At 67.3% G+C, this 20,318-nt stretch carries 17 protein-coding genes; 9 read left to right on the forward strand and 8 right to left on the reverse strand.

Annotation, left to right across the window (positions count from 1 at the left end; genetic code table 11):
• Positions 1-151: 151 nt before the first annotated feature.
• The gene (locus AB4Y35_RS12045) at positions 152-610 is read left to right on the forward strand and encodes a CopD family protein (protein ID WP_028205772.1); all 459 of its coding nucleotides are present in this window, start codon (positions 152-154) and stop codon (positions 608-610) included.
• A 39-nt stretch (positions 611-649) separates the two neighbouring features.
• Here AB4Y35_RS12045 and AB4Y35_RS12050 read toward each other — a convergent pair whose 3' ends face one another.
• The gene (locus tag AB4Y35_RS12050) at positions 650-1,600 is read right to left on the reverse strand and encodes a LysR family transcriptional regulator (RefSeq protein WP_368704544.1); all 951 of its coding nucleotides are present in this window, start codon (positions 1,598-1,600) and stop codon (positions 650-652) included.
• A 158-nt stretch (positions 1,601-1,758) separates the two neighbouring features.
• On the opposite strand from AB4Y35_RS12050, the gene AB4Y35_RS12055 reads away from it, so the two are divergent.
• Genes AB4Y35_RS12055 through AB4Y35_RS12065 form a run of 3 tightly spaced genes read left to right on the forward strand, consistent with a single transcriptional unit; the run spans position 1,759 to position 5,440 of the window.
• Positions 1,759-3,078 (forward strand): MFS transporter, encoded by a 1,320-nt coding sequence (locus tag AB4Y35_RS12055; protein WP_368704545.1) that lies wholly within the window; start codon positions 1,759-1,761, stop codon positions 3,076-3,078.
• A 44-nt stretch (positions 3,079-3,122) separates the two neighbouring features.
• A complete protein-coding gene (locus tag AB4Y35_RS12060; protein ID WP_368704546.1) occupies positions 3,123-4,394 on the forward strand; it encodes a Zn-dependent hydrolase in 1,272 nt (423 codons plus the stop codon).
• Between the two features lie 23 nt (positions 4,395-4,417).
• Positions 4,418-5,440, forward strand: coding sequence for a histone deacetylase family protein (locus AB4Y35_RS12065; RefSeq protein WP_368704547.1), 1,023 nt, complete (start codon positions 4,418-4,420; stop codon positions 5,438-5,440).
• 20 nt (positions 5,441-5,460) lie between these two features.
• On the opposite strand, the gene AB4Y35_RS12070 is transcribed toward AB4Y35_RS12065, so the two are convergent.
• The 7 genes from AB4Y35_RS12070 to AB4Y35_RS12100 all read right to left on the reverse strand — a co-directional run bounded on the left by AB4Y35_RS12070 (position 5,461) and on the right by AB4Y35_RS12100 (position 13,949).
• On the reverse strand, positions 5,461-6,666 hold the full coding sequence (locus tag AB4Y35_RS12070; RefSeq protein ID WP_368704548.1) for a chromate transporter: 1,206 nt from the start codon (positions 6,664-6,666) through the stop codon (positions 5,461-5,463).
• A 111-nt stretch (positions 6,667-6,777) separates the two neighbouring features.
• Positions 6,778-9,153: an EAL domain-containing protein gene (locus AB4Y35_RS12075; RefSeq protein WP_321929378.1), complete on the reverse strand. Its 2,376-nt coding sequence runs from the start codon at positions 9,151-9,153 to the stop codon at positions 6,778-6,780.
• A 318-nt stretch (positions 9,154-9,471) separates the two neighbouring features.
• Positions 9,472-10,350 carry a PhzF family phenazine biosynthesis protein gene (locus AB4Y35_RS12080; protein WP_368704549.1) on the reverse strand — a complete coding sequence of 293 codons (879 nt, stop codon included), beginning with the start codon at positions 10,348-10,350 and terminating at the stop codon, positions 9,472-9,474.
• Positions 10,351-10,484: 134 nt separating this feature from the next.
• Positions 10,485-10,949, reverse strand: a complete 465-nt coding sequence (locus tag AB4Y35_RS12085) for a RidA family protein (RefSeq protein WP_324161575.1) — start codon at positions 10,947-10,949, stop codon at positions 10,485-10,487.
• Positions 10,950-11,010: 61 nt separating this feature from the next.
• Positions 11,011-12,210, reverse strand: coding sequence for a PLP-dependent aminotransferase family protein (locus AB4Y35_RS12090; RefSeq protein ID WP_069265376.1), 1,200 nt, complete (start codon positions 12,208-12,210; stop codon positions 11,011-11,013).
• Between the two features lie 109 nt (positions 12,211-12,319).
• Complete coding sequence (locus AB4Y35_RS12095) at positions 12,320-13,225, reverse strand: DMT family transporter (RefSeq protein ID WP_368704550.1); 906 nt, start codon at positions 13,223-13,225, stop codon at positions 12,320-12,322.
• Positions 13,226-13,247: 22 nt separating this feature from the next.
• Positions 13,248-13,949 (reverse strand): VOC family protein, encoded by a 702-nt coding sequence (locus AB4Y35_RS12100; protein ID WP_368704551.1) that lies wholly within the window; start codon positions 13,947-13,949, stop codon positions 13,248-13,250.
• A 194-nt stretch (positions 13,950-14,143) separates the two neighbouring features.
• On the opposite strand from AB4Y35_RS12100, the gene AB4Y35_RS12105 reads away from it, so the two are divergent.
• From AB4Y35_RS12105 to AB4Y35_RS12125, 5 genes are all read left to right on the forward strand, one after another.
• Complete coding sequence (locus AB4Y35_RS12105; protein WP_368704552.1) at positions 14,144-15,640, forward strand: PLP-dependent aminotransferase family protein; 1,497 nt, start codon at positions 14,144-14,146, stop codon at positions 15,638-15,640.
• Between the two features lie 136 nt (positions 15,641-15,776).
• Positions 15,777-17,690, forward strand: coding sequence for a molecular chaperone HtpG (gene htpG, locus AB4Y35_RS12110; RefSeq protein WP_368704553.1), 1,914 nt, complete (start codon positions 15,777-15,779; stop codon positions 17,688-17,690).
• A gap of 113 nt (positions 17,691-17,803) precedes the next feature.
• On the forward strand, positions 17,804-18,460 hold the full coding sequence (locus AB4Y35_RS12115; RefSeq protein ID WP_368704554.1) for a chorismate lyase: 657 nt from the start codon (positions 17,804-17,806) through the stop codon (positions 18,458-18,460).
• A 19-nt stretch (positions 18,461-18,479) separates the two neighbouring features.
• On the forward strand, positions 18,480-19,040 hold the full coding sequence (locus AB4Y35_RS12120; protein WP_368704555.1) for a DNA-deoxyinosine glycosylase: 561 nt from the start codon (positions 18,480-18,482) through the stop codon (positions 19,038-19,040).
• Positions 19,041-19,212: 172 nt separating this feature from the next.
• On the forward strand, positions 19,213-20,151 hold the full coding sequence (locus AB4Y35_RS12125; protein WP_368704556.1) for a spermidine synthase: 939 nt from the start codon (positions 19,213-19,215) through the stop codon (positions 20,149-20,151).
• Positions 20,152-20,318 lie beyond the last annotated feature (167 nt).

Raw genomic sequence — 20,318 nt, forward strand, 5'->3', positions numbered from 1 at the left:
GTGCTAAAGCACCAACTCCGGCCGACACATATCCGGCGCGAATTGTGGAGCGGCATGGAATAATGCCGCGCAAAGGCATGGGACGGGAGTGCGTTGCACTCACCCCCGTCGACCTGCCGCCGATAATGACACGTTACGAGGGAAATCAAGCATGGGCCACGCGATCGCAGTCGCGCTCTTTCTGCATCTGCTGGGCGTCGCCGTCTGGGTGGGCGGCATGATCTTCGCGCACTTCTGTCTGCGCCCGGCGCTCGAAGACCTCTCGCCGCAACTGCGCCTGCCGCTCATCGAATCGGTGTTCGGCCGCTTCTTCAACTGGGTGGGCGTCTCGGTCATCGTGATCCTGCTGACCGGCGGCTTCCTGCTCATGCAGTTCGGCGGCGAGCACGCCACCTGGCAACTGCATGCCATGGCGGGCCTGGGCGTGCTGATGATGCTGATCTTCGGCCACATCCGCTTCGCCGTGTTTCCGCGCATCCGCCGCGCCGTGCAGGCGCAGAAGTGGCCCGACGGTGCGCGCGCCGTGGGCACCGTGCGCCGGCTCGTCGTCATCAATCTCGTGCTCGGTATCGTGACGATCGGCGTTGCCGTGCTCGCGCGCGGGTTCTAATCGTTTCTCCTGCAACGTTCGCGGCTCGCGCCTGACGCGCTACAGGCGCTCCGCGAGCGCGTGGCGCTGCATGCAGCGCTCCATCGCGTCGAAGAACGCTTCTTCGGCCGCATTGCGCTTGCGTTCGCGATGCCACAGCAAGTGGATATCGACATCCACGAGCCCTTCCTCCGGCGGCAGCCGCCACAGGCGCTGCCGCGCCAGATCGTCCCGCACCGTATGCTCGGGCAGGCAGCCAATGCCGTAGCCCGCGAAGATCAGCCGGCGCACCTCGTCCAGACTCGGTGACGACGCCACGATCCGCCCCGTGAAGCCGCGCTGGTCGCGAAACACCGTGAGCGGCGACAGGCTGTCGCCAATCTGGTCGCTCGTGAAGGAGACGAAGTTCTCGGCGAGCAGGTCGTCCATCGTCAACTGCGAGAGCCCGAAGAGCCGGTGATGCCGGCCGCAGAACATCGCGTAGCGCTGGCGCAGAAAGCAGCGGATGTCCAGCTTGTCGATGGGCGTGCGGCACAGGCTCAAGCCCGCGGTCGCGGTCTTCTGCAGCAGCGACGAGATGATGTCCGACGAGCGCATCACTTCGATCTGCAGATCCACGCGCGGGTAGGCCGTGTGGAATTCCGCAAGAAATTCGTCGTACACGCGCGACTCGATGCGGCTCACCGTGAGCAGGCGGATCGAGCCGGTGATGTCGGCGGTGCGCTCGTCGAGCCCGGTTTCGAGCTGGGAAATCGTGCCGTAGATGTCGCTCGCGATGCGATAGACCTCTTCGCCCGCCTCGGTCGGCACGAACTGCGCGCCGCGGCGCTCGATGAGCTTGCGGCCGAGCGCATCTTCGAGGCGCTTGAGCGCCTGGCTCACGGCCGGCTGCGTGACGTACAGGCGCGCGGCGGCGCGGCTCAGGCTGCGCTCCTGCATGATTGCGAGATAGGTGCGCAGCAGGTTCCAGTCGAGACGGTCGTTGAGAAAGCGGGTGGTGTCGGCGCGCATGGACGGTCTTCCGGCGCACGGGTGCGCCAAGGGTATTAGTTAAATTTATGCGCGGAATAATAACGCGAAATTTGACTAATGATTTGTGGCTGGCGATAAAGCGTGCATGCAACACAAACGCATCCCAAACGCGCCTGAAGCCTGAAGGAGACCAACGCATGGCCAACCCACAACCCAGCACCCGGCAACCGGTGCGCGCCGCCGCCGCGGCGTTCATCGGCACGATGATCGAGTGGTACGACTTCTACATCTACGCCACGGCCGCCGCGCTCGTGTTCGGCGAGCTGTATTTCCCTTCTGAAGACCGCTTCGTGAGCACGATGGCGTCGTTCGCGACCTTCGCCGTCGGGTTCTTCGCGCGTCCGCTCGGCGGCCTGATCTTCGGCCATCTCGGCGACCGCATCGGCCGCAAGAAGGCGCTCATGACCACGCTGATGATGATGGGCGTCGCGACCGTTTGCGTCGGCCTGCTGCCTTCGTATGCGAGCGTGGGGATGCTCGCGCCGGTGCTGCTCGTGCTGCTGCGCGTGGTGCAGGGCATCGCCGTGGGCGGTGAGTGGGGCGGCGCGGTGCTGATGGCGGGCGAGCATGCGCCCGAAGGCCGCCGCACCTTCTTCGCGTCGTTCGCGCAACTGGGTTCGCCGGCGGGCCTGATTCTCTCGCTGCTCGCGTTCCGCTCGGTCACGTCGCTCGACAAGGCCGACTTTCTCTCGTGGGGCTGGCGTCTGCCGTTTCTCGTGTCGGCGGTGCTGCTCGTGGTCGGCATCATGATCCGGCTCGGCGTGAACGAGTCGCCCGAGTTCGAGAAGCTCAAGGACCAGCGCCGCACGCTCAAGCTGCCCGTCGCCGAAGTGTTCCGCTCGGCATGGGGCCTCGTGCTGCTGTGCATCGGCGCGAATACCATCGGCATTGCGGGCGTGTACTTCACCAACACGTTCATGATCGCCTACACCACGCAGTACGTCGGCATCACGCGCTCGCTGATTCTCGACTGCCTGTTCGCGGTCGCGATCATCCAGTTCCTCGTGCAGCCGCTCGCCGCTTGGCTCGCCGAACGCATGGGCGGCGCACGCTTCCTCAAGTGCGCGGCGCTCGCCGCGATGCTTTCGCCGTATCCGATGTTCGTGCTCGTGCAAAGCGGCAAGGTCGTGCCGATGGTGATCGGCATCGCGATCGCCGTGGTCTGCATGGCGAGCTTCTATTCGGTGATCGCAGGCTTCGTTTCCGGCGTGTTCCCCACGCGCGTGCGCTACTCCGCGATTTCGCTCTCCTACCAGGTGTGCGGCGCGATCGCGGGCGGCCTCACGCCGCTCGTCGGCACGTGGCTCGCGCATCGCTATGTGGGTCAGTGGTGGCCGCTCGCCGTGTTCTATACGTGCCTCGCGGGCGTTTCGCTGCTGTGCATCGTCGCGCTCGACGCGCGCCGTCACCAGCATGCGCTTGACGAGGCGCCCGCCGAGGCGCTGAGCACGCGCTGATGTTGTTCAGGTATTCGAATAGTTCGACTGAAATGGATGGACCGATGAAAGACCTTTTGCAGATCGACGGCCCGCGCCTGTGGGCGAGCCTCATGGAGATGGCGCGCATCGGCGCGACGGCGGGCGGCGGCGTGCGCCGCCTTGCGCTCACCGAAGAAGACCGGCGCGGGCGCGAGCTGTTCGCGCGCTGGTGCCGCGAGGCGGGCATGACGGTGTGGACCGACGAAGTGGGCAACCTGTTCGCGCGCCGCGAAGGCGATGACCCGCAGGCCGCGCCGGTGGTGATGGGCAGCCACCTCGACACGCAGCCCGAAGGCGGCCGCTTCGACGGCGTCTACGGCGTGCTCGCGGCGCTCGAAGTCGTGCGCGCGCTCAACGACGCGGGCGCACGCACCGTGAAACCCATCGAGATTTGCTCGTGGACCAACGAGGAGGGCGCGCGCTTCACGCCGGCGATGCTGGGCTCGGCGGTGTTCGCGGGCGCGATGACGCTGGCGGACGCCCTGGCGCGCACGGACGCCGACGGCGTGACGCTCGGCGCCGCGCTCGACGCCTGTAGCGCGCGCGGCACGCGTGCCGTGCAAGGCGTGGCCGTCGACGCGTACTTCGAAGCCCACATCGAGCAGGGCCCGATTCTGGAGGCGAACGAGACGACCATCGGCATCGTGACGGGCGGCCAGGCGATCCGCTGGTTCGACGTGAGTGTCACGGGCGTGGCCGCGCACGCGGGCACGACGCCGATGCGCTACCGCAAGGATGCGTGGTTCGGCGCGGCGCAGATGTCGCTCGAGATCGAACGCACCATGGCGCGCTACGCACCGCTCGGTCTGGTGACGATCGGCCAGGCGCAGATCGCGAACGCGTCGCGCAACACGATCGCGGCGAACCTGACGTTCACCGTCGATCTGCGCCATCCCGACGATGCGCAACTCGACGCGATGGAGCGCGACTTGCGCAAGCTATGCGCGGACGTGGCCGCACAGCGCGGCCTCGGCGTGCAGATCGCGCATTGCTGGACGAGCCCTGCCACGCCGTTCGACGCGCAGTGCGTCGAGCTGGTCGCGCAGGCAACGGCGCGCTGCGGTTATCCGCACGAGCGTATCGTGAGCGGTGCGGGCCACGACGCGATCCACCTCGCGCGCTACTGCCCGACCGCGATGGTGTTCATTCCCTGCGTGGACGGCCTGTCGCACAACGAAGCCGAGGACGCTCTGCCGGAAGACATCACGGCCGGCGCGAACGTGCTGCTGAACGCCGTCGCGGCGCGGGCGGGCATGCGCCTGGCTGTTGAAGTGGAAAACGCGGCCGACGCGTAAAAGAAATAGAAGGAGAACTGAACATGAAAACCTGGTTTCACCCCGATCAGCTGCTGCACCATCCGCGCGCCTATTTCTCGCGCGGCCAGTTGCGCGCGCCGCAGGAAGTGCCGCAGCGTGCCGAGCATCTGGTTGCCGCGGCGCGCTCGCTCGGCTTCGACGTGCAGGCGCCCGCCGACTTCGGCACCGCGCCCATCGCCGCCGTGCACGACATGAACTATCTGCGTTTTCTCGAGGACGCGCACACCGAATGGAAGCGCGTGCCCGAAGATTGGGGCGAAGAGGTGATGTCGAACATCTACGTGCGCGAGCCGAATCCGCTGCGCGGCGTGCTCGCGCAGGCGGCGCGCTATCTCGCGGACGGCAGTTGCCCCATCGGTGCGAACACCTGGCGCGCGGCCTACTGGTCGGCGCAAAGCGCGCTGGCGGCCGCCGCATGCGTGAACGAGGGCGCGCGCGAGTCGTATGCGCTCTCGCGTCCGCCAGGCCATCATGCCCGCGCGGACGCGGCGGGCGGCTTCTGCTATCTGAACAACGCGGCCATCGCGGCGCAGTCGCTGCGCAGCCGCTTCGAGCGCGTGGCGATCCTCGACACCGACATGCACCACGGCCAGGGCGTCCAGGAGATCTTCTACGGCCGCAGCGACGTGCTCTACATCTCGATCCACGGCGACCCGACCAACTTCTATCCCGTGGTGGCGGGCTACGAGGACGAGCGTGGCAACGGTGCGGGCGAGGGCTACAACGTCAATCTGCCGATGCCGCATGGCGCATCCGAAGCCGACTTCTTCGAGCGCGTGGAAGCGGCGCTGCGCGTGCTCAGGCGCTTCGAACCGGACGCACTCGTGCTGGCGCTCGGCTTCGACATCTACAAGGACGATCCGCAGTCGAAGGTCGCCGTCACCACCGAAGGCTTCGGCCGGCTCGGCACGGCGATCGGCGCGCTCGGCCTGCCTTCGGTGATCGTGCAGGAAGGCGGCTATCACCTCGATAGCCTCGAAGACAACGCGCGGGCGTTCTTCGGCGGCTTTGCGGGAGCGCGCTGATCAGCGCGTGAACGCGCGCTTCAGGCCAGCAGCAGCCACGCCCCGCACGCGAGTCCTACCGTCGCGTAGACCGCGTAAGCGGGGAGTTTGAGCTTGCCGAAGCACATCGCCGAGAAGACGGCCGTCAGCAGATAGGAAAGATGCAGCGGCACGTGCCGTGCGATATGCCAGACGGCGATCGCGAGGAACGCCGTGGTCGCGGCGCGCAGCACCCGCATGGCGTGCTCGAAGCGCGGGTTCGCCTTCATGCGGTGCAGGTGCCGCCGCGCGAGCACGACGAGGCAGCCCGACGGCACGAACAGCGCGAGCGTGGCGACGAGCGCGCCTACCCAGCCATCGACGAGATAGCCAAAGAACGGCACCACGTTCAGGAGCGGCCCCGGCGAAAGCGGCGAGAGCGTGAACGCCAGCGTGAAGTCGTCGTTGGTGATGCCGACCGCGGGCGTGACGAACAGCGTTTTCAACACGGGCAGCGCCGAAAAGCCGCCGCCGAACAGCGTCATGCCCGCACCCGCGAGACGCGGCCAGAGCAGCGCCGAGTCGAGCGCATGCGGCAGCGGCAGCGCGAACACGACGATCAATGCGGCCAGCGCGGCGAGCAACTGCACGTCGCGCCGCGTCACGCGCAACTCGAGCCGCTGCGAACGCACCGGGCTCGCGAGCCAGCCCGCGGCAAACGCGACGAGCAGAATCGCCACGTAGGCCGCGCCGCTCGCCGCGAGCGCGAGGGCGGCGCAGGCCGCGAGCGCCACGCCCCATTCGAGCGGGCCGCGCACGAGCGCACGCGTTTGCCGATACCAGGTCACGCCGATCAGCATCGCGAGCACCACGCTGAAATGGTCGAGCAGCGTGCGCGAGGCGACCGCATGCACGAGCGGCGTGCGGTAGAAAATGGCGAACAGCGTCATCAGCGCGAAGAAGGGCAGCACGCTCGCCACGCCGGCGATCCAGGCGCCCGCGCGTCCGCGCAGCGCATGGCCGAGTTGCACCGCGACGTTGCAGCCCACCGGCCCCGGCACCATCCAGGCGAGTGCTACCAGATCCGAGAACGCGGTTTGCGTGAGACGCGCTTCGCGCTCCACGTAATGCTGCTCGAGTTGCGCCATGAGCGCGAGGCCGCCCCATGAGACCGCGGAGACGGTCAGCACGACGCGAAAGAGTGTGAGGAGCGGTTCGTGGTGGTCGCGGATTGGCGCCGCGATCGCTTCGTCGGTGCGGGTTTGCATGGCTGCATCATGCGTGCGAAAGTCCGTGCGGGTCTGTGCGCGAAGGCACGCGGTTCGCGCAACTCACTGGAAAACGCGTGGACAATGCGCAACTCGCGCGATCGCGAGGCGTCAGCGCGATTGCGGCGCGTCGCTCAGGCGCTCGTTGCGGCGATCTTCGCGTGCGGCTTGCGTGCCCGCCGGCTGCGTCGCGCTGCACACGCCGAAGCGCTCGATCAGCGCGGCCACGCCTTCCACGGGCACGGGGCGCGAGAACAGGAAGCCCTGCGCCTCGATCGGGCCGAGCGCGGAGAGCCACGCGATCTGCTCTTCGGTTTCGGTGCCCTCGACGACTACCGTGAGCCCGAGCGAGCGCGCGAGATTGACGATCGCCGAGACCATCACGCACACGCTGCGGTCGGCAGGGATGGCCTGCACGAACGAGCGGTCGACCTTGAGCGTGTCGACGGCGAAGCGGTTCAGGTAGGAGAGCGACGAATAACCGGTGCCGAAGTCGTCGAGCGCGACGCGCACGCCAAGGCGCTTGAGCGCGAAGATCTTCTCCGATACCAGCTCCGGGTACTCCATCATCGCGGTTTCGGTGATCTCGAGTTCGAGCCGGTGCGCGGCAATGCCGGTTTCCTCGATGGCGCGCGCCACGGTCTCGTACAGGTCGCCTCGCCAGAACTGCACCGCCGAGATGTTGATGGCGAGCGTAAGCGACTCGTAGCCCTGCTGCTGCCACTGCGCGAGTTGCGCGCACGCGGTGCGGATCACGAAGTCGCCGACCGGCACGATGAGGCCCGTGGATTCGGCCACGGGAATGAATTCGCCCGCAGGAATGAGCCCGTATTGCGGATGGTTCCAGCGCACGAGCGCCTCGAAGCCCGTGATGCAGCGCCGGCGCAGATCGATCTTCGGCTGGTAGGCGAGAAAGAGCTGGTCTTCGGCGAGCGCCACACGCAGCTGCTGCTCCCACTTCATCAGGTGGTCGGCGCGGTGGGCGAGCTGCGGCGAGTAGAAGCGAAAGCAGTTGCGTCCGGCTTCCTTCGCGGCATACATCGCGAGGTCGGCCTTCTTGAGCAGATCGATTTCGCTTTCGTGCGCGACCGCGAAGAGCGCGATGCCCGTGCTCGCGTGCAGTACGAAGGCGCTGCCGCGCACGTCGAACGGATGCGTGAACGCGGCGTTGGTGGCTTCGGCGAGCGCGATGGCGCGTTTTTCGATGTCGTCGCCCTTCACGATCACCACGAACTCGTCGCCGCCGATGCGCGCGAGCGTGCCCGCGCCGCCCACGGCGTCGGCGAGGCGCGCGGCGCTCATCTGCAGCACGATGTCGCCGGCGTTGTGGCCGAGCGTGTCGTTGACCGTCTTGAAGTTGTCGAGGTCGATGAAGAGGATGGCGAGCCGCCCGAGGTTGCCCGGCTGCGAGACTTCATGGCGCAGACGCTGCAGCGTGGCGTAGCGGTTGGGCAGGCCCGTGAGCAGGTCGTACTGCACGAGCTGCGACATCTCGCGTTCGCGCCCGAGCAGCTTGCCGATCAGTCCCGTGGCCACGGCGAAGAACGAGAGCATGGCGAGCGAGATGAACGTCGCCATCATCAGGTAGACGTCGCGCGTGTGGTTGTAGTCGGCGAATTCCTCGGCCTGCGAGAGACCGACCAGCACGGCGAGCGGATAGCCATCGATATGGCGGTACGAGACGATGCGCGTGACGTGATCGATCGGGTCGACGTAGGTGCCCGACACATGCTCGGAAATCGGATACACGCCGCTCGCGGAGAACGTGCCGTTCGCGCGCTCGGCGCTGCCCGTGCGGCGCGCGAGCACGGCGCCGCTGTCCGAGATCACGGCGATCACGCCGTCGCGGCCGATCGCGGCGTTGTTGTAGAAGTCGCTCGTGAAGTAGCTCGGGTCCTCAGAAACCACGACGACGCCTGCGAACGAGCCGTCCGGGTGATTGAGGCGGCGCGTCATCTGCAGGGTCCAGTGGCCGGACACGCGGCCGAGCACCGGCTTGCTGATATAGAGCTGGTCGTCGTTCTCGTGCTCGTGCACCTTGAAGTGCTCGCGGTCCGAGAGGTCGATGGGCTTGGGATTCGGGTCGGCCGTGTTGGCGACGAGCGTGCCGTGCTCGTCGATGATCGACACCTGCACGAGCGAGTCGCTCTGCACCACGCCCTTTTCGACCGTGCTGCCGAGATCGAAGCGGCCCGGCGACTTTTCGAACTCGTACTTCACGAAGCGCGTGATCTGGTCGACCTGGTGGATCGCCTTGACGGTGTGCTGTTCGAGCGCCGCCGAGAGGATCGCCGCCGAGGCCGTGGCCTCGCGCATGGTCGCTTCCTTCTCGACTGAGAGACGCGTGAAGATGACCGCCCACAGCAGCACGAGCACCAGCACGCCGAGCAGCGGAATGGCGAGCAGCGCGCGCGGACGCGTGTAGGCCGGGCCAGGCGCGTTGCGCAGGCTCGAATCGCGCGAGAACGGACCCCGCGTGGTGCTCATCGCGGCCGCCGTAGGCGCGTGAACTCACACCGCGGATGCGGCGGCCGGAACGGCGAGGATGCGCTCGGTTGAGTCGGCGGCATGAATAGCGGATGGCTGGGGGAATACGTGCATTGCGCGCGCAATGCACGCCGGACGCGTCGTGCGTCCGATGTTTCGATATTACTGGTTGGGGAATGATTAAGGAAGCTGTGGTCCCTCGGGTATACGCGAGGGTCGCCTCAACGCGCGTGCAATGCCCATGTGCGGTGCATAGCTGCGAGGCGGTGCATCGTGGTCGATGCACCTTGCATGAAGCGGCGGTGCTGCTGCGGGCGCTTAGCCGAGCCGGCAGGTCCCGTCGACGACCGTCACCGAGTGGCCGCCAATCCAGATCTTTTTCGCCGCATCGTCATAGTCGACGCGCACGCGCCCGTCGCGGCCGAGCGCCGTGCCTTGACGCACCGTATAGCGTGCGCCCGGACGCCGGTTCTGCTGTTCGAGCAGCATGGCGATGGCGGCGTTCGCGCTGCCGGTGACGGGGTCTTCGCCCTTGCCGAGCCCGGTCATGAGGCAGCGCACTTCGAAGGTTGCGGGACCATCGGCCTCGTGCGGGCCGTAGGCGGCCACGCCATGTGCACCCACGCTCGCGGCAACGGCTTCGATCGCTTCGTAGTCGACGTCGAGCGCGAGCACCGCTTGCGCCGACGCGAGGCGCACGACGAGCCAGGGCGCGCCGTTGTCGACGCCGCAGGGCGCCGCTGAGAAGTCGATGGCTTCCGAGCGCAGCGCCGTGCGCAATGCGTCGAACTGTGCGGCGGCGAGCGGCGTCACGCGCGCGGGCGGCGCGGCGAAGGCCCATGCGCCGTTCTCCGCGGCGGCCAGATTGATGAGACCCGCGCCGCATTCCTGCACGAGGCGGCCGGGCGTCTTCGGCGCGCGGCCGCTTTCGAGGAACGCGTGCGCCGTGCCGAGCGTCGGATGGCCCGCGAACGGCAACTCGCCCTTGGTCGTGAAGATGCGCACGCGATAGTCGGCGCGCGCGTCGGCGGGAGCGAGCAGGAAGCTGGTTTCCGAGAGATTGGTCCAGCGCGCGATGGCCTGCATCTCGTCGCCGCTCAAGCCGTCGGCGTCGAACACCACGGCGAGCGGGTTGCCCTTGAAGGGTACCGACGTGAAGACGTCGACCTGTTTGAAGCGGACGCTGGGCTGGGTCATGGCGGGACGATCGTGGAAGGGGGAGAGCGGCGCAAGAGGCGCGCCAGGTTGCGCGAACGCACAACAGAAAATGCGGGGCCGCGCGCGGACCTCGATGCCGGTCCGCGCACGTTACCAAAGGTCGCCGATGCGGCTTACTCGACTTCGGCGATCAGCTCGATCTCGACGCATGCGCCAAGCGGAATCTGCGCGACGCCGAAGGCCGAGCGCGCGTGCTTGCCCTTCTCGCCGAACACGTCGGCGATCAGCTCCGAAGCGCCGTTCGTGACGACGTGCTGCTCGGTGAAGGTGAGCGTCGAATTCACGAGGCTCATGAGCTTGACCACGCGCTTGACCTTGTTGAGGTCGCCCGTGTGGGCGTGCAGCGTGGCGAGCAGGTCGATCGCGATCGAGCGCGCGGCGGCTTGGCCTTCTTCGGTCGTGAGCGACTCGCCCAGCTTGCCGGCCCACACCTTGCCGTCCTTCTTGGCGATGTGACCCGACAGGTACACCGTGTTGCCGCTTTGGGCGCTCATCACGTAGGCCGCGGCGGGCGCGCCTGCCTGGGGCAGGGTGATGCCGAGCTGTTCGAGACGGTCGTAAATGTTGATGTCAGCCATGATCAGGATTCCTCGTTCGGGTGTTGAGTCGGAAAAAGCCTGGCGCCATGCCAGGCATGTATCAGGCGTGCGCGCGGATCAGGGCCGCGAGCTTCGCGACGCCTTCTTCGATCTTCGCGGGCGGCACCGTGACGAACGACAGGCGCAGCTTGTTGTGTTGCGGCTCGTCGGCGAAGAACGGTGCGCCGGGCACGAAGGCCACGTTCTGCGCGACGGCTTCGGCCAGCAGCTTCATGCTGTCGATGTTCGAGGGCAGCGTCACCCAGATGAACATGCCGCCTTCGGGGCGGTTCCAGCTCACGCCTTCGGGCATGTTGCGCTTGAGCGAGTCGAGCATCGCCTCGCACTGGTCGCGATAGAGCGCGCGCACCTTCGGGATGTGCGTGTCGAGGAAGCCGTCCTTCACCACCTCGTAGACGATGCGCTGCGTGAAGCTCGGCGTGTGCAGGTCGGTGGCCTGCTTGGCCTGCACGAGCTTGAAGTGCAGGTCTTCCGGCGCGATGATGTAGCCCACGCGCAGGCCCGGGGCCAGGATCTTCGAGAACGAGCCCAGATGCACGACATGCTCGGGCGCGAGCGAGTGCACGGTCGGCAGCGGTTCGCCCGCGTAGAGCAGCGCGCCGTAGGGGTCGTCTTCGATCACGGGGAAGGGCGAGTGCTTCGCGAACTCCGCGAGCGCCTGGCGGCGCTCGAGCGGCAGGCGGCGGCCCGTGGGGTTCTGGAAGTTCGGGATCGCGTAGAGCAGACGCGCGCCGGCCGTGAGCTCGGGCGTCAGGCCTTCGGGCACGAGGCCCTTCTCGTCGGTCGGGACCTGGACGTACTTCGGCTCGTAAAGCGAGAACGACTGCAGCGCGCCGAGGTAGGTGGGCGTTTCCACGAGCACGGGGCTATTGGGGCAGACCAGCACCTTGCCGATCAGGTCGAGCGCCTGCTGCGAACCCGTGGTGATGAGCACCTGCGAGGGACGCACGGTCACGCCGCCCACCGAGTGGCGCGCGGCAATCCATTCGCGCAGCGGCATATAGCCTTCGGTCGCGCTGTACTGGAGGGCGCCCGAGGGGTCGTCGCGCAGGATGCGGTCGGCCGCGGCGCGCATTTCCTCGGCCGGGAAGCTGGCCGGCGCGGGCAGGCCGCCCGCGAACGAAATGACTTCGGGACGCTCGGTGACCTTCAGGATTTCGCGAATCGCCGAGCTGGTCAGCTTGATTGCACGCTCGGACAGTTGCCACGCGGGCGCGGCCTTGAGATCGCTCTGGTCCATGGGGTCTCCTTGTTGGGGTGAGGCGAGTGACGGATTCAGTGGCGGCATGGGGCGCGATCGCGCGCCGCCGGATGCCGCCGAAAACCTTGAATTATGACGCGAAACCGGCTCATGCGCGTGCTGGCGCGGGGGCCGTGCGGATTGCCGCGCGGCGGCCCAGCACGACCGTAGCGATCACCGCGGCGGCATAGAGCCATGCCGAGGGCGCGACCTGCTCGCCGAAAAAGAGTGCCGAGAACGCCATCGTGAAGAAAATCTGCAGCAGCTGCACCTGGCCCACGCGTGCCGTGCCGCCCATGGCGAGCCCCGCGTACCACGCGAAAAAGCCGATGAACTGCGAAAACAGCGTGACGTAGCCGAAGGCGAGCCAGGTCTTGAGCGCGACGGGGCCGGGATGCGCCACGTGATGCGCCCACGCGAGCCAGCCCACCGGCAACACGAGGAACGGCGCCGAGAGCACGAGCGCCCAGCAGATCACCTGCCAGCCGCCGAGCTGGCGCGCAAGGCGCGCGCCTTCGGCGTAGCCGAGCGCGCCGATGCCCACCGCGATGAGCATCCATGCGTCGCCCGCATGCAGCGAGCCGCCGCCCGCCTGGAGCGCGAACGCGACCACGAGCGCGCTGCCGATCAGCGCGCTGGCCCAGAACGCCTTCGAGGGCCGCTCGTGCGAGAGCCACGCGGCGTAGATCGCCACGGCGAGCGGCTGCAGGCCGTTGACGATGGCGCCGTGCGAGGCCGGCACGGTCTTCATCGCGAAGGCGGAAAACACCGGAAACGCGACGATCACGCCAAGCGACACCACGGCGAGGCTCTTGACCTGCGGCCACGTGGGCCATTTCTCGCGACGGATGGCGAGCAGCAGCGCGGCCGGCACGGCGGCGGCGAGCGCGCGGCCGAGGCCGTTCAAAAGCGGGTGGAATTCGGCGACGACGATGCGCGTCATCGGCAGCGTGAGGCTGAAGATCATGACGCCGACGAGGCCGAGCAGCATGCCTTGGGTTTCGCGTGCTTTCATCCGGGACTTTGCGCTCGACGGATCAACGTTCCGGCGCGCCGAGCGTGCGCGGACCGGACGGGGTTTCGAACTGCGCGACGAGCGCGGGCGAGAGGGCTTCCTCCACGGCGATCAGGTGCGCCGCGCCGAGCCACTGCAACTGCTCGCGCGCCGCTTGCGCCTCGGGGTGAAAGCCGGTGAGCGAGGTGAGCGCGATGCCGGTATCGGCCAGCACCTGCGACGGATGATGCGCCGTGTCCCACTGGATCAGCGAGGGCAGAATGCCGTCGCCCGCGCCTTGCCAGGACGGGAAGGCGCCGTCTTCCGGCACCGTGAGCTGCCAGCAGAAGTCGCCGCGCGTCATCGGCACGAGCGCGGGAATGCGCTGGGGATACTGCTCGCGCCAGCGCGCGAGGCGCTTCGGCGGATCGACGCGTGCCACCCAATGCGAGAGGTACGGCCCCTGTTCGAGGCGCGCCTCTACGGCAGGGTCGTCGAGCGCGAACAGGCGCGCGCGGGCGTTCGCGTCGCTGCTTGTTCCACTTTTCGCGGCCGGATCGACGGCGATCACTTCCAGATACGCGCCGCCCCACAGCCCGAGTAGACGGTTGTGGGTGCGCATGAGCGGGTGCGCGCCGCCGCCGGCGGGCGCGACGCCGAGCGCGTCGCTCACGTACTGCACGCCTTCTTCCAGCGTGCGCGCGGCAACGACGAGATGATCGAGGCGAAGCGGCGAGGCGTTCATGGGCGGGCGAGCGGAGCCAGAAGTTTCCAGGGGCCGGAAGAAAGAGGGCAGGCGCGTGCGCCTGAACAGTGTGCCGACGCCGCTACCGCATCCATACCGGTACGCATGCGATCAAATGTACCGGTATGGCTGCAGACAGTAACGGTACAATCGGCCCGATAGTGCTCTGTACAGTTCGAGTTCAGGGAGTCCTCATGTCCTCCGTACCGCTAGACCAGATTCCCGCTCCGCACGACGCGGCCACGCTCACGCTCGTCGACCAGCTCGTGCAGTGGGGCCGCCGCCGCATCGAGGAGCGCGTGTTCCGCCCCGGCATGCGCATGCCGTCCATCCGCAAGCTCGCGCTCGACAAGGGCGTGTCGCGCTTCACCGTGGTCGAGGCGTACGAGCGTCTGGTCGCGCAGGGCTACCTCGACTCGCGGCGCGGTTCCGGCTTTTACGTGCGCGAGCGGCTGGCGCTCGTGGCGGGCGGCGAACGCCAGCCGGTGGCCGCGGGCGTCCCGGCGCGCGCCGACGTGGTTGCCGCCCCCGCGCCACCCACCATCGACGTGGTCTGGCTGCTGCGCAACATGCTTCACACGTCCACGCGGCCGGAAAAAGGGCCGGGTCTGGGCTATCTGCCCGCGCGCTGGCTGGACGGCGAACTGCTGACCGGCGCGATGCGCTCGCTTGGCCGCCAGAGCGGCACGCAACTGCTCGGCTTCGGCTCGCCGCAAGGCTTCCTGCCGCTGCGCCAGCAGCTCCAGACGCGCATGGCGGAACTCGAGATCGGCGCGACGCCCGAGCAGATCGTGCTCGTGTCGGGCATCACCCAGGCGATCGACCTGCTCGCGCGCATCTACGTGCAGCCCGGCGACACGGTGATCGTGGGCGACCCCGCGTGGTTCCAGATGTTCGGGCGCTTCGCCTCGCAGGGCGCGCGGCTCGTCGGCATGCCGTACACGCCCGAAGGTCCGGACCTCGACGCGCTCGAAGCGCTGGTCGAGACCTGGCGGCCGAGGATGCTCGTCATCAATTCGGTGCTGCAAAACCCCACGGGCACCTCGCTGACCGCCGCGCAGGCGTTCCGCATTCTGCGGCTTGCCGAACAGTACGACTTCATCGTCGTGGAAGACGATATCTACGGCGACCTCTGCCCGGCGGGCTACCCGGCCACGCGCCTCGCGAGCCTCGACCAGCTTCGCCGCGTGATCTACCTCGGCAGCTTTTCGAAGACGCTCGCGCCGAACCTGCGCGTGGGCTATATCGCGAGCGCGCTCGACGTGACCCAGGCGGTGGCGGACCAGAAAATGCTCGTCGGCATGACGAGTCCGGAGCTCAACGAGCGCGTGCTCTACCGCGTGCTCACGGAGGGCCACTACCGTCGTCACGTGGAGCGCCTGCGCGGGCGGCTCGATGGCGTGCGCGACAAGGCCGCGCGCATGCTGGAGCGTGCGGGCTTGCGGCTCTTCGCGGCGCCGGGCGCCGGCATGTTCCTGTGGGCCGACACCGGCGTCGACGCGGACGCGCTCACCGCGGCGGGCCACGAAGCGGGCTTTCTGCTCACGCCGGGGAGCCTGTTCTCGCCGCACCAGTCGCCCACCACGTGGATGCGCTTCAACATCGCCAACTGCGGCGACCCGGCGCTGCCCGCGTTCCTCGCCGACTACCTCGAGGGCGTGGCCCGGCGCGGCGGCGGCGCGCAAACGTGAATTCGCGGGCGGCGGCTCTTGAAACCGGCGCCGTCTGTCCCCAACTGGGCGGGCGGCGCGCCGCGATGCGAATTGCCTCGAACTCGCGGCCACAAATTTGTCAGACTAGAACTGCAACGAAAGAGGACTCTCGAGCATGGCACAAGAAACCATGAGCTTCCAGGCAGAAGTGAAACAGCTTCTGCACCTGATGATCCATTCGCTGTACAGCAACAAGGAAATCTTCCTGCGCGAGCTGATCTCGAACGCATCGGACGCGGCGGACAAGCTGCGCTTCGAGGCAATCGCCAACAGCGCGCTCTACGAGAACGATCCGAACCTGCGTATCCGCGTGGGCTTCGACAAGGAAGCGCGCACCATCACGATCGACGACAACGGCATCGGCATGAGCCACGACGAAGCCGTGTCGCACCTCGGTACGATCGCGCGCTCGGGCACGAAGGAATTCTTCGGCAAGCTCTCGGGCGACCAGCAGAAGGACGCGGCGCTGATCGGCCAGTTCGGCGTGGGCTTCTATTCGGGCTTCATCGTCGCGGACAAGATCACCGTGGAAAGCCGCCGCGCGGGCCTGACGGCCGCCGAAGGCGTGCGCTGGACGAGCGCGGGCGAGGGCGAGTTCGCCGTCGAGACGATCGAGCGCGCGCAGCGCGGCACGACGATCACGCTGCATCTGCGCGAAGGCGAGGAAGAGCTGCTTTCCGCGTGGAAGATCAAGTCGATCATCCAGAAGTATTCGGATCACGTCGGCCTGCCCATCGAGATGAAGAAGGAAGAATGGGACGCCGAAAAGAGCGAGATGGTCACGAAGGACGAGTACGAGACCATCAACCAGGCGAGCGCGCTGTGGACGCGTTCGAAGAGCGAGATCAGCGACGAGCAGTATCAGCAGTTCTATCAGCACCTCGCGCACGACCATCAGAACCCGCTCGCGTGGACGCATAACCGCGTGGAAGGCCGCAGCGAATATACGCAGCTGCTTTACGTGCCGTCGCATGCGCCGTTCGACCTGTGGAATCGCGATCACAAGAGCGGTCTGAAGCTTTACGTGAAGCGCGTGTTCATCATGGACGACGCCGAGCAGCTGCTGCCGAACTATCTGCGCTTCGTGAAGGGCGTGGTCGATTCGAGCGATCTGCCGCTCAACGTCTCGCGCGAAATCCTTCAGGAAAGCCGCGACGTCAAGGCGATTCGCGACGGCGTGACCAAGCGCGTGCTGTCGATGCTCGAAGAGATGGCCAACGCTGTGACGGACGCCGAAGCAAGCGAAGAGGACAAGGCGAAGTACGCGACGTTCTGGACCGAGTTCGGCCAGGTGCTCAAGGAAGGCATCGGCGAGGATCATGCCAATCGCGAGCGCGTGGCGAAGCTCGCGCGTTTCGCATCGACGCACAACGACACGAACGAGCAGACCGTCACGCTCGCCGACTACGTTGCGCGCATGAAGCCCGAGCAGACGAAGATCTACTACGTCACCGCCGACACGTGGCAAGGCGCGACCCACAGCCCGCACCTCGAAGTGTTCCGCAAGAAGGGCGTGGAAGTGCTGCTCCTCACGGACCGCGTAGACGAGTGGATGCTGTCGTTCCTGAACGAGTTCGACGGCAAGCCGCTCGCGAGCGTGGCGCGCGGCGACCTCGACCTGGGCGCGCTCAACGACGAGGAAAAGCAGCAGCAGGAGAAGGTGAGCGAAGCGCTCAAGCCGCTCGTCGAGCACATGAAGGAAGCGCTCAAGGACAAGGCCAAGGACGTGCGCCTCACGTTCCGCCTGACCGATTCGCCCTCGTGCCTCGTGGCCGACGAAGGCGACATGAGCGGCTACCTGCAGCGTATGCTGAAGGCGGCGGGACAAAATGCGCCGCAGATGCAGCCGATCCTCGAAGTGAACCCGGAGCATCCGCTCGTGAAGGCGCTGCGCACCGATAGCGCGGACTTCGGCGACTGGTGCAATCTCCTGTTCGATCAGGCGTTGCTGGCGGAAGGCGGCGCGCTGGAAGATCCGGCCAGCTTCGTCAAGCGTACGAACGCATTGCTGATTGCCCGCGCCGGTTAACGCGCGCGGTTTTGCATGAGCAAAACCCCTTGCGGCTAAGCGCTGCAAGGGGTTTTTCTTTTGCGCGCCGCGCTCGCAGCGAACTGAAATCCTCGCAGCCTATAATGCGCGCCATGCCTCTTCGATTCGATGCCGCTAACGCGCACTGGCGCGTCACGCCCTTGCCCGCCTTGAGCGCCGACCAGAAGGACTGGCTCACGCGCGGCGGTTCGCTCACGGCGCATTTGCGCACGCTCGGCCACGTCGTGGTGCGGGTCACGCGCGAAACCGTCGACCTGCCCTGGCCCGATGAGTGCGCCGCACTTGGACTCGCGCCGCGCGAGCGCGCGTGGGTGCGCGAGATCGTGCTCGAAGTCGATGGCGTGCCGTTCGTCGCCGCGCACAGCGTGACGCCGCTCGCCGCGAGTCAAGGGGTGTGGCAGGCCATGCGCCGCTTGCGCACGCGGCCGCTCGCTGAGCTGCTCTATAGCGATAGCGGTGTGGCGCGCTCCGCGCTCGTGAGCCGGCGCGTGAGCGCGCGGCATCCGCTCTACCCACTCGCGGCGCGCGAGCTCGTGCTCGAGCCGACGCACACGCCGCATGCGTTCGTCGCGCGCCGCTCGGTATTCGAGCGCGCAGGCGCGCCGCTGCTCGTGACCGAATGCATGCTGCCCGCGCTGTGGTCGCGCCTTGCAAGCGGGCCTTTGGCGCAAGAAACCGGCGTGCATCTCGGACGCGAACGCGGCCCGCTCGATCACACCGCCTCGCGCGCGCATCACGCGTCGCGTTGAACGTGCCGCGTCCGTTGCCATGACTTTCAAGCGCTGCTTCGATCCCGTCGTCGATGCGCATACGCGTGTGCTCATTCTCGGCAGCTTGCCGGGCGAGGCGTCGCTCGCGCATCAGCAGTACTACGCGCACAAGCAGAACCGCTTCTGGCATCTCGTGGGCGAGGTGATCGGCGAGGATCTCGTGGCGATGGAGTACGAAGCGCGGCTACAAGCGCTGCGTGCGCATCGCGTGGGCCTGTGGGACGTCGTGGCGCAGGCGCGCCGCGAGGGCAGTCTCGATGGCGATATCCGCGATCACGAGGGCAACGATCTCGTTGCGCTCGTCGAGCGCCTGCCGGCCCTCGAAGCGATCGCGTTCAACGGCGGCACGGCGGCGCGTATCGGTGAGCGCATTCTTGGCGCGCCTGCGCGGCCCATGACGATTCTGCGCCTGCCGTCCAGCAGTCCTGCGTATGCGTCGATGAACTTCGCGGCGAAACTCGTGCAATGGCGCGCATTGGGCACGTTCACAGGCGACCCCGATGCGCGTATGCGTGCTGGCGCACACAGACGCAAGCGCGCTGCGACCTCGCCGCGCTAGCATGGTCCCGCGCCCGCCGAGGAGCACGCCCGTACCGCGGGGACACGAGACCGTGCGGGCGAGGCGCGCGAAGTGCCTGCCAAATCCGGCTCGAAGCGCCGCGAATGCTATGCTCTCGGTCGCCTGAGCAAATGCACCTGCATTTGCGTCCTCACAGCAAGCGATTTTCTACATGACGACTCTCATCAAGCGAGCCTCCGCCGAGGCCCGCGCATTCAAGCAAACCGGCAACGCGACGCAATCGGGCGAGACCGCGAGCAAGACCGCAAAGGTCACGAAGCGCCCGCGCCGCACCGCGGCCGCTGCCGACGCCGACGAACTCGACAACGCCCCGGTCATCGAAGCGCCGCGCAAGCCGCGTTTCGCGCCGGTCACGTTCTCGGAAGAGAACGGCGTGCGCTATCTGCACTTCGGCACGGAGTGGGTGCAGGGCGCGATGCGTCTGGCGAAGCCGCTGCACATCGAACTGGAATACGCGCAGCAGATGATGGCCTGGCTGCTGTTCCTCGCCACGCCCGAGCGCATCGTGCAACTGGGTCTGGGCGCCGCCGCCCTCACCAAGTTCGCGCACCGCTATCTGCGTCCCGCGAAGGTCGAGGCGATCGAGCTGAATCCGGCGGTCGTGGTGGCCGCGCGCACGATGTTCGACCTGCCGTACGACGACGCGCGCCTCACCGTGCGCGAACTCGACGCGTGGGACTTCGTGCAGGATCGCGCCAATCACGGCACTATCGGCGCGCTGCAGATCGACGTGTACGACGCGACCGCGCGTGGCCCGGTGCTCGACAGCGTGGCGTTCTACCGCGCCGTGCGCGCCTGCCTGACCGATGCCGGCGTCGCGACCATCAACCTGTTCGGCGACCACCCGAGCTTCGTGCGCAACATGAAGCGCCTGAACGAAGCCTTCGAAGGCCGCGTGATCGCGCTGCCCGAAGTGCACGAAGGCAATCGCGTCGCGCTCGCGTTCTCGGGCCCGGCGCTCGAGGTCTCCTTCGATGCGCTCGAAAAGCGCGCGCGCCTGCTCGAAAGCAAGCTCGGCCTGCCGGCGCACCAGTGGGTCAAAGCGCTGCGCGAATCGAGCGGCCAGCACGGCGCAACGTTCTCGATCTGATCCGCGCGAACGGCAGCAATGCCGTTGCGGCACGGAAAACCGGCTTCAGGGGCATCCCTGGGCCGGTTTTTTTTCGCCTGCTCGCCTGCATAGCGCATTTCCGGGCAATTATCACGACGCGGCGCAAGCCGTTGGCTCTTGACAACGTCCTCGGAATTGGGGTCCGC

Origin of the sequence: Paraburkholderia sp. EG286A (assembly GCF_040965375.1) — a bacterium.
Lineage (GTDB): Bacteria > Pseudomonadota > Gammaproteobacteria > Burkholderiales > Burkholderiaceae > Paraburkholderia.

Excerpts from the sequence above, each read along its gene's own strand:
- AB4Y35_RS12045 (WP_028205772.1), top strand. The coding sequence starts at position 152 with ATGGGCCACGCGATCGCAGTCGCGCTCTTTCTGCATCTGCTGGGCGTC.
- AB4Y35_RS12050 (WP_368704544.1), bottom strand. The coding sequence starts at position 1,600 with ATGCGCGCCGACACCACCCGCTTTCTCAACGACCGTCTCGACTGGAAC.
- AB4Y35_RS12055 (WP_368704545.1), top strand. The coding sequence starts at position 1,759 with ATGGCCAACCCACAACCCAGCACCCGGCAACCGGTGCGCGCCGCCGCC.
- AB4Y35_RS12060 (WP_368704546.1), top strand. The coding sequence starts at position 3,123 with ATGAAAGACCTTTTGCAGATCGACGGCCCGCGCCTGTGGGCGAGCCTC.
- AB4Y35_RS12065 (WP_368704547.1), top strand. The coding sequence starts at position 4,418 with ATGAAAACCTGGTTTCACCCCGATCAGCTGCTGCACCATCCGCGCGCC.
- AB4Y35_RS12070 (WP_368704548.1), bottom strand. The coding sequence starts at position 6,666 with ATGCAAACCCGCACCGACGAAGCGATCGCGGCGCCAATCCGCGACCAC.
- AB4Y35_RS12075 (WP_321929378.1), bottom strand. The coding sequence starts at position 9,153 with ATGAGCACCACGCGGGGTCCGTTCTCGCGCGATTCGAGCCTGCGCAAC.
- AB4Y35_RS12080 (WP_368704549.1), bottom strand. The coding sequence starts at position 10,350 with ATGACCCAGCCCAGCGTCCGCTTCAAACAGGTCGACGTCTTCACGTCG.
- AB4Y35_RS12085 (WP_324161575.1), bottom strand. The coding sequence starts at position 10,949 with ATGGCTGACATCAACATTTACGACCGTCTCGAACAGCTCGGCATCACC.
- AB4Y35_RS12090 (WP_069265376.1), bottom strand. The coding sequence starts at position 12,210 with ATGGACCAGAGCGATCTCAAGGCCGCGCCCGCGTGGCAACTGTCCGAG.
- AB4Y35_RS12095 (WP_368704550.1), bottom strand. The coding sequence starts at position 13,225 with ATGAAAGCACGCGAAACCCAAGGCATGCTGCTCGGCCTCGTCGGCGTC.
- AB4Y35_RS12100 (WP_368704551.1), bottom strand. The coding sequence starts at position 13,949 with ATGAACGCCTCGCCGCTTCGCCTCGATCATCTCGTCGTTGCCGCGCGC.
- AB4Y35_RS12105 (WP_368704552.1), top strand. The coding sequence starts at position 14,144 with ATGTCCTCCGTACCGCTAGACCAGATTCCCGCTCCGCACGACGCGGCC.
- htpG (WP_368704553.1), top strand. The coding sequence starts at position 15,777 with ATGGCACAAGAAACCATGAGCTTCCAGGCAGAAGTGAAACAGCTTCTG.
- AB4Y35_RS12115 (WP_368704554.1), top strand. The coding sequence starts at position 17,804 with ATGCCTCTTCGATTCGATGCCGCTAACGCGCACTGGCGCGTCACGCCC.
- AB4Y35_RS12120 (WP_368704555.1), top strand. The coding sequence starts at position 18,480 with ATGACTTTCAAGCGCTGCTTCGATCCCGTCGTCGATGCGCATACGCGT.
- AB4Y35_RS12125 (WP_368704556.1), top strand. The coding sequence starts at position 19,213 with ATGACGACTCTCATCAAGCGAGCCTCCGCCGAGGCCCGCGCATTCAAG.